Genomic DNA, 14,025 nt, shown 5'->3' with positions numbered 1-14,025 from the left:
AAGTATGAGCCCTCAATTCGGCTTTTGCGTCGGCTTGCCGTCGATCTTGGGAAGATCCCCGGCGGAAGCAGCCTGATCCCCGCCGCCATTGGCACGGCGCGCCATCTCGACCGTCAGCCGCTCGGCGGCTTCCGACGACATCAGTCCCAGGATGTCGGACATCTTGCGGGGGGCGATCGCCGAGGCGATCTCGATCAGCACGCTCATCTCGAGCCGGTCGAACACCCGCGCGGCGTCCTTGGGCTTCATGCCTTCATACATGGTCACGAGGCCCTTGAGGCGCTGGGCCTCGGCGGCCTTCTGCTCGGCCTGGGTCGCGCTGATGCGGGACTCCACGGCCTTCATTTCCACGACCTTGCCTTCGATGCGCTTTTCGGCCGACTTCAACAGGCTCTCGCGGATGTCGATCTCGCGCTGGCGGGCCTCGATCTCCTGGCGGCGCGATTGCAGCCGTTCCAGGATCGCCCGCTCCGAGGCCGAGACCTGCGGCTGGGCTTCGTCCATCTTGACCGAAGTGCCCTCGGGCTTGCTCTCGGGTGCGGCCGGCTTCGGCGCTTCCTTCGGCTCGCCATGCGTCGAGCCGGTGATGTCAGGGTCCTCTCGCCCGGTCGGGAAGTTCAAATTCTGCTGCGCCCAGGACTTCTTCAACGTGTTCGGCTGGTAGTCGAACACGTAGCCGCCATTGATCACGAGCCCTGCCACTTTCAGCGTGGCGAGACCTGCGACGGCAACCAGCACGACCGGAATGACGCGGATGTTACGAAAGGACTTCATACCCTGACTTTATGCGGCGATACCGTTGGACCTTCGGCGCTCCGAGAAGGCTTCGGCGGCGGCGGCCACCGCTTTCGCGGGCGACGGCTTGGCGACGGGGGCAGCGGCAGCTTCCGGATTGGTCACGGGGCGCGCCGCGATGGCGATCTTGGAGAGGCGGCGCACCACATGGTCGGCTTCGCCGAGCTGCTTGTAGAGCTGATCGGACATTTGCGTCGCGGCCGCGAGCTGGCTGCCGAGATTCTCGTTGACGTCGCGCACGGCGAGCTTGAGCCCGCCGATCGCGCGTTCGGCGATCTCGGTCGCGGTGATCAGCTCTGCGATCACGGCCTTCAGCGAATGCTCGTCCGCCTTCAGCCGCGTCAGCCGCTTGTTGAGCAGGATGCAGTAGCCGATCGTGAGCATCAGCAAGATGGCCACCAGCGTCTCGATCGCCATTCCTAGGGAGTGGTTCATGGGGCCTCCATCAGCTTATTCTGTTCGTCCACCTTCTCGAACATCGCAAGTGTCGTACTTGGCTTGCGCAGGGGTTTCGTCACGCGGATCGCAACGCGCTCTCCGACCCGGCCCATGCGTCCTTCGGTGATGGTGACGTCGCCGCAGCGCACGGTGACGTTGGCATCCGCGCGCATGTCCAGCGGCAGCGTGTCGCCGACCTTGAGCCGCATCAGCTGCTTGAGTGGAATGTCGGCCTCGTAGAGCACGGCATCAACGGAAATCTCGGCCTGGGCGATCTCGGTGGCGAAATGGCCTTCCCAGATCGGATCACGGCCGAACTTTTCGCCCATGAACATCTGGAGCAGAACGGGCCGGATCGGTTCGATGGTCGCGTAGGGAAGCAAGAGCTCGATGTTGCCGCCGCGGTCTTCCATGTCGATGCGCAGGCGCACCAGGATCGCGGCGTTGGCGGGACGGCTGATCGCGGCGAAGCGCGGATTGGTCTCGAGCCGGTCGATCGTGAAGGTCACCGGCGACAGCGGCCGGAACGCCTGCTCGGCATCGGTCAGCACCACCTCGACCAGGCGCTTGACCAGCTCGGTCTCGATCGTGGTGTAGGGCCGGCCCTCGATGCGCAGCTGGCTCGAGCCGCGGCGGCCGCCGAGCAGCACGTCGATCATCGAGTAGATCAGGCTGGAATCCACCGTCGCCATGCCGAAGTTTTCCCACTCCTCGGCCTTGAACACCGAGAGCACGGCAGGCAGCGGGATCGAGTTCATGTAATCGCCGAAGCGCACCGAGGTGATGCGGTCGAGCGAGACTTCGACGTTGTCGGAGGTGAAATTGCGCAAGGAGGTCGTCAACAGCCGCACCAGGCGGTCGAAGACGATTTCGAGCATCGGCAGACGCTCGTAGGAGACCATCGCCGAATCGATGATCGCGCGAATGCCGCTGTGATCGTCGAGCGTGACGTCGCCGACGGTGAAGCCGAGGAGATTGTCGATCTCCTCCTGCGACAGCACCCGCTCGCCGGAATTCTTGCCGTTGCCGAGATCGCGGCTGCCGTCCTCGACCATGGCCGCCCATTGCAGGGCCATGGTCTCCGAAAGTTCGTTTTCGGCAGCGGCCTTCGCGGCCTCCGCGGGATCCTCGGAATCGAGCGACGCCTCCCATTGGGCGGCAATCGCATCCTGGTCCATCTGCTCGTTGCCGGCCATGACGCTAGCCCGTACCCTTCCGCTGCATCCTCACTGGAGCACGACTTCCTTGAACAGCACCGCGCTGACCTGGATCGGCGCGACCGCGGCGTTGACGCGCTTGGTCAGCTCTTCCTTGAGGCGGAAGATGCCGGCGGAGCCATTGAGGTCGGAGGAGCGGAGCTCGCGCACATAGGTCTGGAAGATGTCGGTGACCCGCGGCATCGACGGCTTGATCGCCTCGATCTGCTTTTCTTCCTTTAGCTCGAGCACGATCTTGAGCTTGAGATATTGCACGCGCTCGCCGGGCGCGCCGGCGAGGTTGACCATCATGTCCGGCACTTCGACGAAGGCCGGCGGCTTGGGCGGCGGCGCGACCTCGGCATGGTGCTCGTCGTCGCCATGACGGAAGAACAGGAACCAGGTGGCGGCACCGCCGCCGAGCACGACCAGCACGCCGACGATGATCAGGATCAGCTTGAACTTGCTCTTGGGGGCAGCGGCTTCCGCGCCTTCGGCGGCTGCGCCGCCTTCCGCTTCATTCTCTGCCATGATCGTCCGGGCCCGCTCATCTCATAAAGGGTCGAAAGGGCGAAGCCTCCTGGCAGACAGTGACGCGATACAAATGCCCCAGCGCAAAGCGCTCCTCTCACACGCAAACGCTACGGTAATAATGGTTAACGGAACCTTTCAATCGGCCCTCTGCTAGGAAAAATCTGCCGGGCAAACATGGCTAACAGAACCTTTCTGCCCCCTGCCTTCTCGGCCGAAAAATAAGCAAGCGACTGTAATCACACATCTTTCCGACTTGGCACGGCTTTCGCTCAGAGAGGGGCGAGACCGGATGGTTTGGGAGAACCCGACGGCCTCGTTCACGGGATCGGCCGGCGCGCTTGGGAGAGCGAGATGGCAGGTCTCACGCAAGGGGAGATTGACCGATGCAGAATGCGCTTCTGATCGGATTGTCACGGCAGATGACGTTGGAGCGGCAGATGGATGTCATCGCCAACAACGTCGCCAACGTCAACACCAACGGCTTCAAGGCCGACCATTCGCTGTTCGAGGAGTATCTCCGCTCGAACGCGCATGAGGACAATTTCATCGGCTCCGACCGCCGGGTCTCCTATGTGCAGGACCGCGGCACCTATCGCGACGTCGGCCAGGGGCCGATGGAGGCGACCAACAACCCGCTCGACATGGCGATCAGCGGCAACGCCTTCTTCGCCGTGCAGGCCAACGGCGCGGAGCGCTACACCCGCGACGGCAAGTTCGCGCTCAGCAGCACCGGCCAGCTGATGACCTCGGACGGCAACCTCGTGCTCGGCACCGCCGGCCCGATCGTGTTCCAGCCGACCGACCACGACATCAACGTCGCCCCCGACGGCACCGTGACGGTGCTGGAAGGCACGGCCAAGACCGACACGATCCGCGGCAAGATCCGCATGGTGACGTTCGACGATCCGGCCAAGCTGACCAAGCTCGGCGCCAATCTCTATGACACAGGCTCCGCGACCCAGCAGCCCGACGCCAAGTCCACCCTGCAGCAGGGCTACATCGAGAAGTCGAACGTGAATTCGGTCGGCGAGATGAGCCGCATGGTCGAGGTGATGCGCAGCTACACCGCCATCGCCAACCTGCTCCAGCAGCAGAGCGACCTCCACAAATCGGCGATCGAAAAGCTCGCCGACGTTCCGGCCTGATTAGGAGAGAACTGACATGCAGGCGCTTCACACCGCAGCGACCGGAATGGCGGCACAGGAACTGAACGTTCAGGTGATCTCCAACAACATCGCCAACCTGCGCACCACCGGCTTCAAGAAACAGACCGCGGCGTTCGAGGATCTGATCTACGAGCACGTCCGCCGCGTCGGCGCCCAGGCCTCGGACCAGGGCACCATCCTGCCCGTCGGCGTCGACATCGGTGGCGGCGTCAAGACCGTCGGCACGCCGCGCAGCATGACGCAAGGTACGCTGTCGCAGACCGGCAACGACCTCGATCTCGCCATCTCCGGCGAAGGCTTCTTCAAGATCCTGATGCCGGACGGCACCTTCCAGTACACCCGCGACGGCACGTTCCAGATGGACAATCAGGGCCGCGTCGTCACCGCCGGCGGCAACCCGGTGCAGCCGACCATCACGATTCCGAACAACGCCTCGGGCATCACCGTCAACGAGCAGGGCCAGGTGACCGTGACGCTGCCGGGCTCGTCGACCAACACCGTTCTCGGCCAGATCGGCGTGACCCGTTTCATCAACAAGGCGGGCTTGCAGCCGGTCGGCAGCAACCAGTTCATTGAGACGACGTCGTCAGGCACGCCGCAGGACGGCATCGCGAATTCGGAAGGCTACGGCAAGATCACCCAGGGCAGCCTCGAGCAGGCTAATGTCGACGTCGTCTCGGAGATGAGCGACCTGATCGCCGCGCAGCGCGCCTATGAGATGAATGCCAAGGTGATCAGCGCCGCCGACCAGATGATGCAATCGACCACGGCGCTGTTCCGCTGAGGTGATGATGATGATCCGCACCGCACTTGTCACAATCTCCGCCATGCTCGTGCTGGCCCTGCCGGCGCAGGCCGCCGACGACGGCATCACCGCGCCGAAGCTGCGCGCCAGCGTCACGGTCAGCTCGGACGTGGTGCGGGTCGGCGACCTCATCGACAATGCCGGTTCGGCCGCGCAGGTTCCGGTCTATCGCTCGCCCGATCTCGGCACCACCGGCGCGCTGCCGGTCGCCCAGGTCCTGAACGTGCTCCGCGCCAAGCAGGTGATCGGCGTGATGATCGGCGACATCAAGGAAGTCCAGGTCACCCGGCTTGCCCGCACGCTCGCCAACAAGGACCTCGAAAACGCGGTCACTTCCGCGCTCGAGCGCCGCTTCGGCCTGGGCGATGCCGCCAACATCACCGTCACCTTCGACCGTGGCATCTCCGACATCAGGCTGGAAGCCTCCAACACTGGCACGCTGCAGCCGGTTGCGACTCGCTACGATGCTCGCGGCGGCCGCTTCGACATCTCGTTCGAGATCAACAACGACAGCAACCCGGCGCCGACCAAGCTGCGCCTGACCGGCACCGCGATCGAGACCATCGACGTCGCTGTCCTGACCCGCGACGTCGATCGCACCGAGATGCTGAAATCCTCCGATGTCGCGCTGGAGCGACGGCCCAAGGCCGAAGTGACGGGTGAGCCCGCGCAGCGCGACCGCGCCATCGGCATGCAGCTGCGCCGGCCGATGCGCGCCGGCACGCCGATCCGCATCGCCGACATCGCCAAGCCCGAATTCGTGTCGCGCGACCAGAGCGTCACCGTGATCTACCAGGTCCCGGGGATCTACCTCACCACCCGCGGCAAGGCGATCGAGGGCGGCGCCGAGGGCGACACCGTGAGTGTCCTCAATCTGCAGACCAAGCGCACGCTGACCGGTGTCGTCACCGGCCGCGGCCAGGTCACCGTACAGGGCGCCAGCCAGTCCGCGTCGATGGAACCGGCGGTCGAACACACCTCCTCGCTCAAGCGGGACGAAGCGCCCGCCCCTGTCGACACCGCAGCCCTCCTCCGCAACCTGGTCCAAGCGCCGAATTCGCCGGCCCGGATCGCAGATGCCCAGATCCCGCAAGCTCGCGCCTCGCAAGCACAAGCAAAGTAAGAGTTCGTCATGTCCGCTTTCAGTTCGGCTTCCCGTCTTCGTCACATCGCGATCTCCGCACTGTTGCTGACAGCGAGCGCGCTGGGCGGCTGCTCCTCGATCGACCGCCTGTCCCAGATCGGCGAGCAACCGAAGCTGTCGGCGATCGACAATCCGACGACGCAGCCCGGCTACAAGCCGGTGCAGATGCCGATGCCCAAGCCGGAAGTCGCCTCCTACAATCCGAACTCGCTGTGGCGCAACGGCAGCCGCGCCTTCTTCAAGGACCAGCGCGCCCATCAGGTCGGCGATCTCCTGACCGTGACCGTGAACATCACCGACAAGGCCAATATCGAGAACGACACCCAGCGCAGCCGCAGCAACAAGGAAGATTCGGGCATCACCGATTTCATCGGCGCGAAGACGATCACGCAGGCCAACAAGATCCTGCCCGGCCGCATTCTCACCGCCGACTCCACCGCGTCCAGCGAGGGCAAGGGAAGCGTCGACCGCAAGGAAGCCTTGCAGACCAACGTCGCCGCCGTCGTGACGCAGGTGCTGCCGAATGGCAACCTGGTGGTCGAGGGCAAGCAGGAGATCCGCGTCAACTACGAGATCCGCGAACTCATCGTCGCCGGCATCGTCCGCCCCGAAGACATCCAGAGCGATAACACCATCGATTCCACCAAGATCGCACAGGCCCGCATCGCCTATGGCGGCCGCGGCCAGATCATGGATGTGCAGCAGCCGCGCTACGGCCAGCAAGTCATGGACGTGCTGCTGCCCTTCTAAGCCTCTCCCGAGCTCCCACATCGTGCTCGCGAACCTAGGCGCGAACGACGATGTACGACGCGGCCCTCGCTAGCTCCCCTGGCGAGGGCCGCATGTATTTTTGGCGAAGGCGCTTTGCCCTGTCTGTCGTCAGCGATTGTGATGAGCAGTAGCGCAAGCCAAGCACTCTGCTGTCATCGTCCGCGAAGGCGGACGATCCAGTACTCCGAGGCCTTCGTTTCTGGATCGGGACAGCGCGGCGTACTGGATTCCCCGCTTTCGCGGGGAATGACGGCGGGGACCGGCCGCCCCTTCCTAAGTAAACTCCGCCTCCACCACGCCGAGCCCATCCAGCTCCATCCGCACCTTGTCGCCGGCTTTCAGCCACAGCGTCTTGACCAGGCTCCCCGTCAGCACGAGTTGTCCCGCATGCAGCCCCTTGCCTTCCGCGGCGAGATGGTTGGCAAGCCAGGCGAGCGCGTTGTGGGGATGGCCGAGCACGTCGGCGCCGGTGCCGTGGCTGACTTCCTCGCCGTTGACGATGGCGCGACCCTTGACCGCTTTCAGGTCCGGTACCGACGAGCGCGGGACGGCGGGGCCCAGCACGCAGCCGGCGGCGAAGAAATCGTCGGCAATCAGCGTCGGAGCGCCCATCGTCTCCCACTTCACATAGCGGTCGTCGACGATCTCGATGGCGGGATGGTAGGCCTCGACGGCCTCCCCGACCCATTCCGCGGTGAATGGCGCCTCGCCGGCGGCAAGGTTCCGCTTCAGCCGCACGGCGATCTCGCATTCGACACCGACGCGGACATAGTCTGAAGCCGCGAGCTTGACGCCGCTGTCGTGCACGCCCTTCTGGAACACACCGCCGCCGCAGGGGTGCGGGATGCCGATGTAGTCCTGCATCACCTGGCTGGTACAGCCGATCTTGTAGCCGACCAGCGGACCTGCATGCGGCAGCAAGAGATCATGCAGCGTGCGCTGGACCTGATAGCCCTCGGCCTCGTCACCAGGCGGATGTTCCAGCGCCGCGAGTGGCGCATGGTTCCGGCGCGCCAGCGCGATCGCCTTTGCGGCTTCGAGTATCTTGTCCATCGGCGCCGCCTCTCCCACGCTACGCAAATCAAGGGCGGCAGTGGAGCATCCCCGCCCGGGCCTGACAAGCGCGGCCGACGTGCGGCCTCAAGCCTTGACGAGGCCGAGCCGGATCAGGCTTTCGGCGGTGGCGAGGATCGCCGCGTCGGATGCCGACGAAACCGGCCCCGCCGCTGCTGCCGGCGTTTAAGGAAATTTTGAGCTGGTCCGGGCTTTATGGGGATGCGCGCCTTGCCGCGTCGCAGGAAAGCCTGATTGCAGCGAAACTTGATGCTGCTGGCTCAGCTTCACAGCATCCGGGCCGATCCCGTTGATGCGACTCGCAAAACCTCCCGCACCTGAAGTGAAGGCTGTTTCTCATGTGAACTCACGTGAGCTCGCAAGAGTGGACTTCAGGTCATTGATCGCGATTCACTTTTCGCGATCGCGCACACCTCGAGGCGCTTGGCGGCAAGCGACAGGCAAAACGCTGATCATGGCGCCAAACGGCGCCTTGCGTCCCAAAAACAAAGAGCCGCATCGCTGCGGCTCGGACTCTATTCGTCGCGATAGACCTTCTCGCGTTTCTCGTGGCGCTCCTGCGCTTCCACCGAGAGCGTCGCGATGGGCCGGGCTTCGAGCCGCTTCAACGAGATCGGCTCGCCGGTATCCTCGCAATAGCCGTAGGTGTTGTCCTCGATGCGCTGGAGCGCGGCGTCGATCTTGGCGATCAACTTGCGCTGGCGGTCGCGGGCGCGGAGTTCGATGGCGCGGTCGGTTTCGGACGATGCCCGATCGGCAAGATCGGGGTGGTTCACGTTCTCCTCCTGCAGGGCTTGCAGGGTGAGCTTGGACTCTTTGAGGATCTCATCCTTCCAGGCGAGGAGCTTCAAACGGAAGTACTCCTTCTGCCGGTCGTTCATGAAAGGCTCTTTTTCGGTCGGTCGGTAGTTTTTCAACTTTTCCAAGGGCGGCCTATCTTCTTAAGCAACGACTCAAGAACGGAACGGGGTCCGTTGAGCCGGGGCTTATATAGCTACCACCTGTGACAGACAATATTTCCTTAATGGCGCGGTTACCGCCCCCAAGCCCTTGCACAGGAAGGTTTATCCGGCAGAAGCCCGGGGGCGGCCAAAAGCCTAGTACCCGACCGTAAAACGCTGCCTCTGATAGGCCGGCTTCTCGATCTCGTCGGCGAGCGCGATCGCGTAGTCGGCGAAGCTGATCCAGCTCTTGCCGTTCGCATCTGCGAGAAGCTGGTCGGTGCCGAGCCGGAACTTGCCCGTCCGCGCCTCCTCGACGAACAGTGCCGAGGGCGAGATGAAGGTCCAGTTCAGCTCCTTTTCCTGCCGCAACAGGTCGAGGAACGCAGACCCCGCCTCTGCCTCGGCCTTGTATTGAGCCGGAAAACCGGGAGTTGTGACCAGTTTGACGCCGGGAGCGACCTCAAGGCTGCCGGCGCCGCCGACAACCAGATAGCGTCCGACGCCGGAAGCCTTGGCCGCGCCAATCAGCTTGTGCGGGTCGCTCGCCAGGAAGTGCACGGAACTCACCGCAACGTCGTGGCCGCTCCAGAGTTTCGTCAGACCGGCCTGGTCGAGAACGTCTCCCTTGGTCGGGGTGACGTTCGGCAGGCCTGCAATCTTCTCCGGATTCCGGGCAATGGCGGTGACCGTGTGCCCCCGGCGGGACAGTTCCTTGGTGATCTCCGACCCGGCCCGGCCCGAGGCGCCGGCAACTGCGATTTTCATGGAAGGCTCCTTTGCTCCAGAAGTAACTATCAGTGACTAGATATCGCAAAGAATGCTAGTGTTAAGAGCGCACTTTGTGCTTACCTGATTACGCAGGAGTAACCGGAACAATAGATGCGAGCCAAGCGCGAGAAACCGAGATGAAACCCAATGTCTATGCCGCCGAGTGCCCAACACGCCAAATTCTCGATCGCGTCGGCGACAAATGGGCCGTGCTGATCCTGTTGCTGCTGCGCGAGGAGCCGATGCGCTTCAATCAGTTGCGCCGCACGATTGAGGGGATTTCTCAGAAGATGCTGAGCCAGGTTCTCAAGTCGCTGGAACGCGACGGCCTGCTCAAGCGCCGAGCCATCGCGACCGTGCCGGTCACGGTCGAATATTCGATCACGCAGCTCGGCGTGACGCTCGCCGCCGCGGTCGATCCGCTGCGCGATTGGGCCGAGGAGAATCTGAAAGACGTGCTCGCCGCCCAGCGCCGCTACGACGCGCAGCAGAAGGAAGAAGCGGCGTAGCGACTGCGCGTGGAAGACTCATAGGAGTCCCGTCATCCTGAGGTGCGAGCGGCGCGATGCAAAGCATCGCGCCGGGAGCCTCGAAGGATGAACGGCCGAGACGCATCAGCGGGGCCGTCGCCCTTCGAGGGCCGCTGAAGAAGCGGCCACCTCAGGGTGACGGATCACGTTCTTAAGCCTGCCTGACTAGCCCTGCCCGGCCTTGGCCAGCTCGACCTCGACCCGCAGCTCGATCTCGGCCAGCACGGAATCAAGGCCAGGATCGCCGGAGGACGATTTCAAATTCGCCGCCGCATCACGCAACCGCATCACGGTCGACTTGTCGAGATTGCCCGACAACAATCCCATCTTGAGGTCATCGAGCACGTCGAGCGCGGTCTTGCCGCGGGCGACCGAACGCTTGCGGCGCTCGATCGGATCTTCCTCAATACCTTGCAGCGCGAGCAGCCCGTCGATGTTGGCGGTGGCTTTCGGCGCAGCTGCGCTCCGCGTCTCCTGCGCCGATGAGGTGTCCGGCAACACGAAGGTGCCGGAGCTCGTCCGCCTGGCCTGGCTGGCCGGCGTCCCAAGCGTGGTGCCATTCGGTCCGTAGATGCGCATCGAAGCAATCCGGGTGATCGATGCGCCACATTCGCCACATTATGGTTAACGAGGCGTAAACGGCCCGGCAAAATCTGCCGACACGCGGCAGTTTCGCTCCTTAGCGGCAACAGCCGCTGACATCGGAGCAAACAAATTTACTCAACCTATTCAACCATCTAGGCCCTCTGCACCGCGTTGGCACAACGCTCGCAAGGACAGCGTCGGACCAGCTCGTCATGGGAGTGTCGCAGGTGGTCCGAGACGTGAGGAGGCTTTTCGGAAAGCCTTGGGGAGCACAGGATGCCAGGCGTTCGTTGGGTGAGGATTTTTGGGGTGGCCTTTGCCGCGCTGTCAGCGCTGGCGCTATCGGCCGCGTCCGCAAACGCGACCTCGCGCATCAAGGACCTCGCCAATATCGAAGGCGTGCGGCAGAACCAGCTCATCGGCTACGGCCTCGTGGTCGGCCTCAACGGCACCGGCGACACCCTCAACAACATCCCCTTCACCAAGCAGTCGCTGCAAGCGATGCTGGAACGCATGGGCGTCAACATCCGCGGCGCCACGATCCGGACCGGCAACGTCGCCGCCGTGATGGTGACCGGCAACCTGCCGGCCTTCGCCACGCAGGGCACGCGCATGGACGTCACCGTCTCGGCCCTTGGCGATGCCAAGGATCTGCGCGGCGGCACCCTGCTCGTCACCCCCCTGTTAGGTGCCGACGGCAATGTCTATGCGGTCGCGCAGGGCTCGCTCGCGATCTCCGGCTTCCAGGCCGAGGGCGAAGCGGCGAAAATCGTGCGCGGTGTCCCGACCGTCGGGCGCATCGCCAACGGCGCCATCATCGAGCGCGAGATCGAGTTCGCGCTCAATCGCCTGCCGAATGTCCGGCTCGCGCTGCGCAACGCCGACTTCACCACGGCCAAGCGCATTGCCGCCGCGATCAACGACTATCTCGGCGTCAAGAGTGCCGAGCCGATCGATCCCTCGACGGTGCAGCTGACGATCCCACCCGAGTTCAAGGGCAACGTCGTCGCCTTCCTGACCGAGATCGAGCAGCTCCAGGTCGATCCCGATCTTGCCGCCAAGATCATCATCGACGAGCGCTCCGGCATCATCGTGATGGGCCGCGACGTCCGCGTCGCCACCGTCGCGGTCGCGCAGGGCAATCTCACGGTGACGATTTCCGAGAGCCCGCAAGTGAGCCAGCCCAACTCGCTGTCGCGGGGGCGGACCGTGGTGACGCCGCGCTCCAGCGTCGGCGTCACCGAGGACGGCAAGAAGTTTGCCGTCGTCAAGGACGGCGTCTCGCTGCAACAGCTCGTCGACGGCCTCAACGGCCTCGGCATCGGCCCGCGCGACCTCATCAGCATCCTGCAGGCGATCAAGGCCGCCGGCGCGATCGAAGCCGACATCGAGGTGATGTGATGCAGACCGGCACGATCAACACCGCGCGTCTCGCCACCGCTGCTCTTTCCTCGAACCCCGCCTTCGCGGTGGAAAGCCGCAACGGCCGACCCGACTTCGAGCTCGCCGCAGCGCTCCAGAAGGTCTCGCCGCAGCAGCAGGCCAAGGCGCAGAAGACCGCCACCGATTTCGAAGGCATGTTCCTCAACAGCATGTTCGCGCAGATGACTTCAGGCCTGAAGGGCGAAGGTCCGTTCGGCGACACGCCCGGCACCGGCGTATGGCGCTCGATGCTGACCGAGCAATATTCCAAGAACTTTGCCAGCGCCGGCGGCGTCGGCGTCGCGCGCGACGTCTACCGTACCCTGATCATGCAGCAGGCCAAAACCACTCTTCGTACGGCATAAGGTCAAACGAGATGAACCACTTCAACGCGTCACGTCAGCCGATGCCAGCGCAGCGCCCGAACAACACGCCCGGCAGCGCCGAGGCGCGCAAGCTCGCCGAAGATCTGATGGATGCGATGAACGCCCTGCTCGGCCTGATCGAGCGCGAGACCGAACTGGTCCGCGCCGGCAAGGTCCGCGAGGCGATGACGATGGAAGGCAAGAAGCAGGAGCTGTCGAAGCGCTATGTCGCCGCCGTCAGCCAGTTGAAAGCGAACCAGGACAAGCTTGCAAAATCGGCGCCCGAGCTGCTATCGACACTGCACCGGCACCACGACGCCTTCCGCGCCATGCTCCAGGTCAACCTTACCGTGCTCGCGACCGCGCATGCGGTCTCGGAAAGCGTCGTGCGCGGCGTCAACGCCGAGATCCAGAAGCGCAATGTGCCGAACACCTATACCGCAGCAGGCCGCCGCGCCGCGCCGGGGCCCCGTCACATCACTCCGCTCGCGGTTAGTCGCACGCTCTAGGCACACACCAAAACTGCTTCAAATTTTACGAAAAACCGCGCGGCAAAAGCGTCGCGCGGTTAGGCACGTTTGCTAACCCGGTCTTCAATCCTGGTGTTCCATGGTTGCGCATTGAGAGGGGTTGGGATTTGACTCACGCAAGGCAACCAGGAGGCTGCCATGAGTACAGATTTCAGCATCCGGCCGGTGGGGATCCCGGCCCCCGTGCAGTTCGTAACGACGTCGAATTCGGCGGCGAACGATGCCGTGCAAACCGATCTGCCGCTGAGCCAGACGGTCGCCGCGAGCGACACGAGCGCGCCCGCGAGCAATGATCTGCAGAGCAATGCGAACATCTCGCGTCAGGTCGTGTTCGACCAGGCCGCTGCATCCATGGTCTTCCAGGTCGTCAACGAAAAGACCGAGGCAGTGGTCACTCAATTTCCCGACGAGGCGATCCTGCGCCGGCGAGCCTATTTCCACGCACTGGATTTGAAGTCGGAGCCCACGCGCCCGCTCAACACGGACCTCAGCGCTTAATCGGCCACTCATTTGTCGAGCGTGGCCGGGCTCGTTCCGTCACGGCCGGCCGGACAGACCGGCGGCGATGTTGCGGTTGATCTCGATCAGCGGGCGGAAGTGATCGAACTGCGGGCTCATCTGCAGCGCCGCAGTCTGGCTCAGCACGAACACGCTGATATTGGCGATCTTCTGCCGGACCTCGAGCGGCTGCGGGTTGTTGTCGCGCATCGCCTCGCTGAGGAAGATGGTCCAGAGCTTGCGATTGAACAACAGCGCCTGCGTGGTCTGCTCGCTGAACGGATCAGCGGCGTTGACGGCATCCTGGAGCTTGTTGGCAGCCTTCAGCAAAGTCTGCGCTTCGATGTCGCGAGGAGATGCGGTGGTCGTTGCGACACGCGCGTAGGCCGAGGCAGCGGAATTCGACATCAATCACACCTTGGAAGCTTCCTAATCCGTTGAACGGACTTAAGGATTTCTT

The 14,025-nt window shown here is 63.8% G+C and carries 18 protein-coding genes; 9 read left to right on the top strand and 9 right to left on the bottom strand.

The annotated features are described in order from the left end of the window. Positions 1–12: 12 nt before the first annotated feature. Genes XH80_RS19485 through fliL form a run of 4 tightly spaced genes read right to left on the bottom strand, consistent with a single transcriptional unit; the run spans position 13 to position 2,960 of the window. On the bottom strand, positions 13–774 hold the full coding sequence (locus XH80_RS19485; RefSeq protein ID WP_271599942.1) for a MotE family protein: 762 nt from the start codon (positions 772–774) through the stop codon (positions 13–15). 9 nt (positions 775–783) lie between these two features. Then, on the bottom strand, positions 784–1,230 hold the full coding sequence (locus tag XH80_RS19480) for a DUF6468 domain-containing protein (RefSeq protein ID WP_057747382.1): 447 nt from the start codon (positions 1,228–1,230) through the stop codon (positions 784–786). Beyond that, on the bottom strand, positions 1,227–2,429 hold the full coding sequence (gene fliM, locus XH80_RS19475) for a flagellar motor switch protein FliM (protein ID WP_220003009.1): 1,203 nt from the start codon (positions 2,427–2,429) through the stop codon (positions 1,227–1,229). The genes XH80_RS19480 and fliM overlap by 4 nt, the downstream gene beginning before the upstream one ends. A 30-nt stretch (positions 2,430–2,459) precedes the next feature. Then, the gene (gene fliL / locus XH80_RS19470) at positions 2,460–2,960 is read right to left on the bottom strand and encodes a flagellar basal body-associated protein FliL (protein WP_057747384.1); all 501 of its coding nucleotides are present in this window, start codon (positions 2,958–2,960) and stop codon (positions 2,460–2,462) included. Between the two features lie 386 nt (positions 2,961–3,346). Between fliL and flgF the strand changes: the two genes are divergently transcribed. The 4 genes from flgF to flgH are packed head-to-tail and all read left to right on the top strand — an operon-like array spanning position 3,347 to position 6,828. Then, positions 3,347–4,108 carry a flagellar basal-body rod protein FlgF gene (gene flgF, locus XH80_RS19465; RefSeq protein WP_220003011.1) on the top strand — a complete coding sequence of 254 codons (762 nt, stop codon included), beginning with the start codon at positions 3,347–3,349 and terminating at the stop codon, positions 4,106–4,108. Positions 4,109–4,124: 16 nt separating this feature from the next. Then, positions 4,125–4,913: a flagellar basal-body rod protein FlgG gene (flgG, locus tag XH80_RS19460; RefSeq protein WP_057747386.1), complete on the top strand. Its 789-nt coding sequence runs from the start codon at positions 4,125–4,127 to the stop codon at positions 4,911–4,913. A gap of 10 nt (positions 4,914–4,923) precedes the next feature. Further along, positions 4,924–6,057: a flagellar basal body P-ring formation chaperone FlgA gene (gene flgA, locus XH80_RS19455; RefSeq protein WP_271599941.1), complete on the top strand. Its 1,134-nt coding sequence runs from the start codon at positions 4,924–4,926 to the stop codon at positions 6,055–6,057. A 9-nt stretch (positions 6,058–6,066) separates the two neighbouring features. After that, positions 6,067–6,828, top strand: coding sequence for a flagellar basal body L-ring protein FlgH (gene flgH / locus XH80_RS19450; protein WP_271599940.1), 762 nt, complete (start codon positions 6,067–6,069; stop codon positions 6,826–6,828). Between the two features lie 294 nt (positions 6,829–7,122). Here the strand turns inward: flgH and XH80_RS19445 are convergent, their stop codons facing one another. From XH80_RS19445 to XH80_RS19435, 3 genes are all read right to left on the bottom strand, one after another. After that, positions 7,123–7,902 (bottom strand): 2-keto-4-pentenoate hydratase, encoded by a 780-nt coding sequence (locus XH80_RS19445; protein WP_271599939.1) that lies wholly within the window; start codon positions 7,900–7,902, stop codon positions 7,123–7,125. A 536-nt stretch (positions 7,903–8,438) separates the two neighbouring features. Then, entirely contained in the window at positions 8,439–8,804 is a 366-nt protein-coding gene (gene dksA, locus XH80_RS19440; protein WP_008554760.1) for an RNA polymerase-binding protein DksA, read from the bottom strand. Between the two features lie 216 nt (positions 8,805–9,020). Then, on the bottom strand, positions 9,021–9,632 hold the full coding sequence (locus XH80_RS19435) for an NAD(P)-dependent oxidoreductase (RefSeq protein ID WP_271599938.1): 612 nt from the start codon (positions 9,630–9,632) through the stop codon (positions 9,021–9,023). A gap of 140 nt (positions 9,633–9,772) precedes the next feature. Here XH80_RS19435 and XH80_RS19430 point away from each other — a divergent pair, with 140 nt between their 5' ends. Then, a complete protein-coding gene (locus XH80_RS19430; protein ID WP_057747390.1) occupies positions 9,773–10,144 on the top strand; it encodes a winged helix-turn-helix transcriptional regulator in 372 nt (123 codons plus the stop codon). A gap of 186 nt (positions 10,145–10,330) precedes the next feature. Here the strand turns inward: XH80_RS19430 and XH80_RS19425 are convergent, their stop codons facing one another. Further along, complete coding sequence (locus XH80_RS19425; RefSeq protein ID WP_057747391.1) at positions 10,331–10,744, bottom strand: flagellar assembly protein FliX; 414 nt, start codon at positions 10,742–10,744, stop codon at positions 10,331–10,333. A 282-nt stretch (positions 10,745–11,026) separates the two neighbouring features. Between XH80_RS19425 and XH80_RS19420 the strand changes: the two genes are divergently transcribed. From XH80_RS19420 to XH80_RS19405, 4 genes are all read left to right on the top strand, one after another. Then, positions 11,027–12,151: a flagellar basal body P-ring protein FlgI gene (locus XH80_RS19420; RefSeq protein ID WP_271599937.1), complete on the top strand. Its 1,125-nt coding sequence runs from the start codon at positions 11,027–11,029 to the stop codon at positions 12,149–12,151. Continuing rightward, positions 12,151–12,537 carry a flagellar assembly peptidoglycan hydrolase FlgJ gene (gene flgJ / locus XH80_RS19415; RefSeq protein WP_271599936.1) on the top strand — a complete coding sequence of 129 codons (387 nt, stop codon included), beginning with the start codon at positions 12,151–12,153 and terminating at the stop codon, positions 12,535–12,537. The genes XH80_RS19420 and flgJ overlap by 1 nt, the downstream gene beginning before the upstream one ends. 11 nt (positions 12,538–12,548) lie before the next feature. Then, on the top strand, positions 12,549–13,046 hold the full coding sequence (locus tag XH80_RS19410) for a hypothetical protein (RefSeq protein ID WP_271599935.1): 498 nt from the start codon (positions 12,549–12,551) through the stop codon (positions 13,044–13,046). Positions 13,047–13,205: 159 nt separating this feature from the next. Next, positions 13,206–13,565 (top strand): hypothetical protein, encoded by a 360-nt coding sequence (locus XH80_RS19405; RefSeq protein ID WP_057747395.1) that lies wholly within the window; start codon positions 13,206–13,208, stop codon positions 13,563–13,565. A 39-nt stretch (positions 13,566–13,604) separates the two neighbouring features. Here the strand turns inward: XH80_RS19405 and flaF are convergent, their stop codons facing one another. Further along, positions 13,605–13,973 carry a flagellar biosynthesis regulator FlaF gene (flaF, locus tag XH80_RS19400; RefSeq protein WP_220003020.1) on the bottom strand — a complete coding sequence of 123 codons (369 nt, stop codon included), beginning with the start codon at positions 13,971–13,973 and terminating at the stop codon, positions 13,605–13,607. Positions 13,974–14,025: the final 52 nt, after the last annotated feature.

The sequence above is a fragment of the Bradyrhizobium sp. CCBAU 45384 genome (genome assembly GCF_028128665.1).
GTDB classification, from domain to species: domain Bacteria; phylum Pseudomonadota; class Alphaproteobacteria; order Rhizobiales; family Xanthobacteraceae; genus Bradyrhizobium; species Bradyrhizobium manausense.
This window is presented reverse-complemented; position numbering and strand designations above follow the sequence as displayed.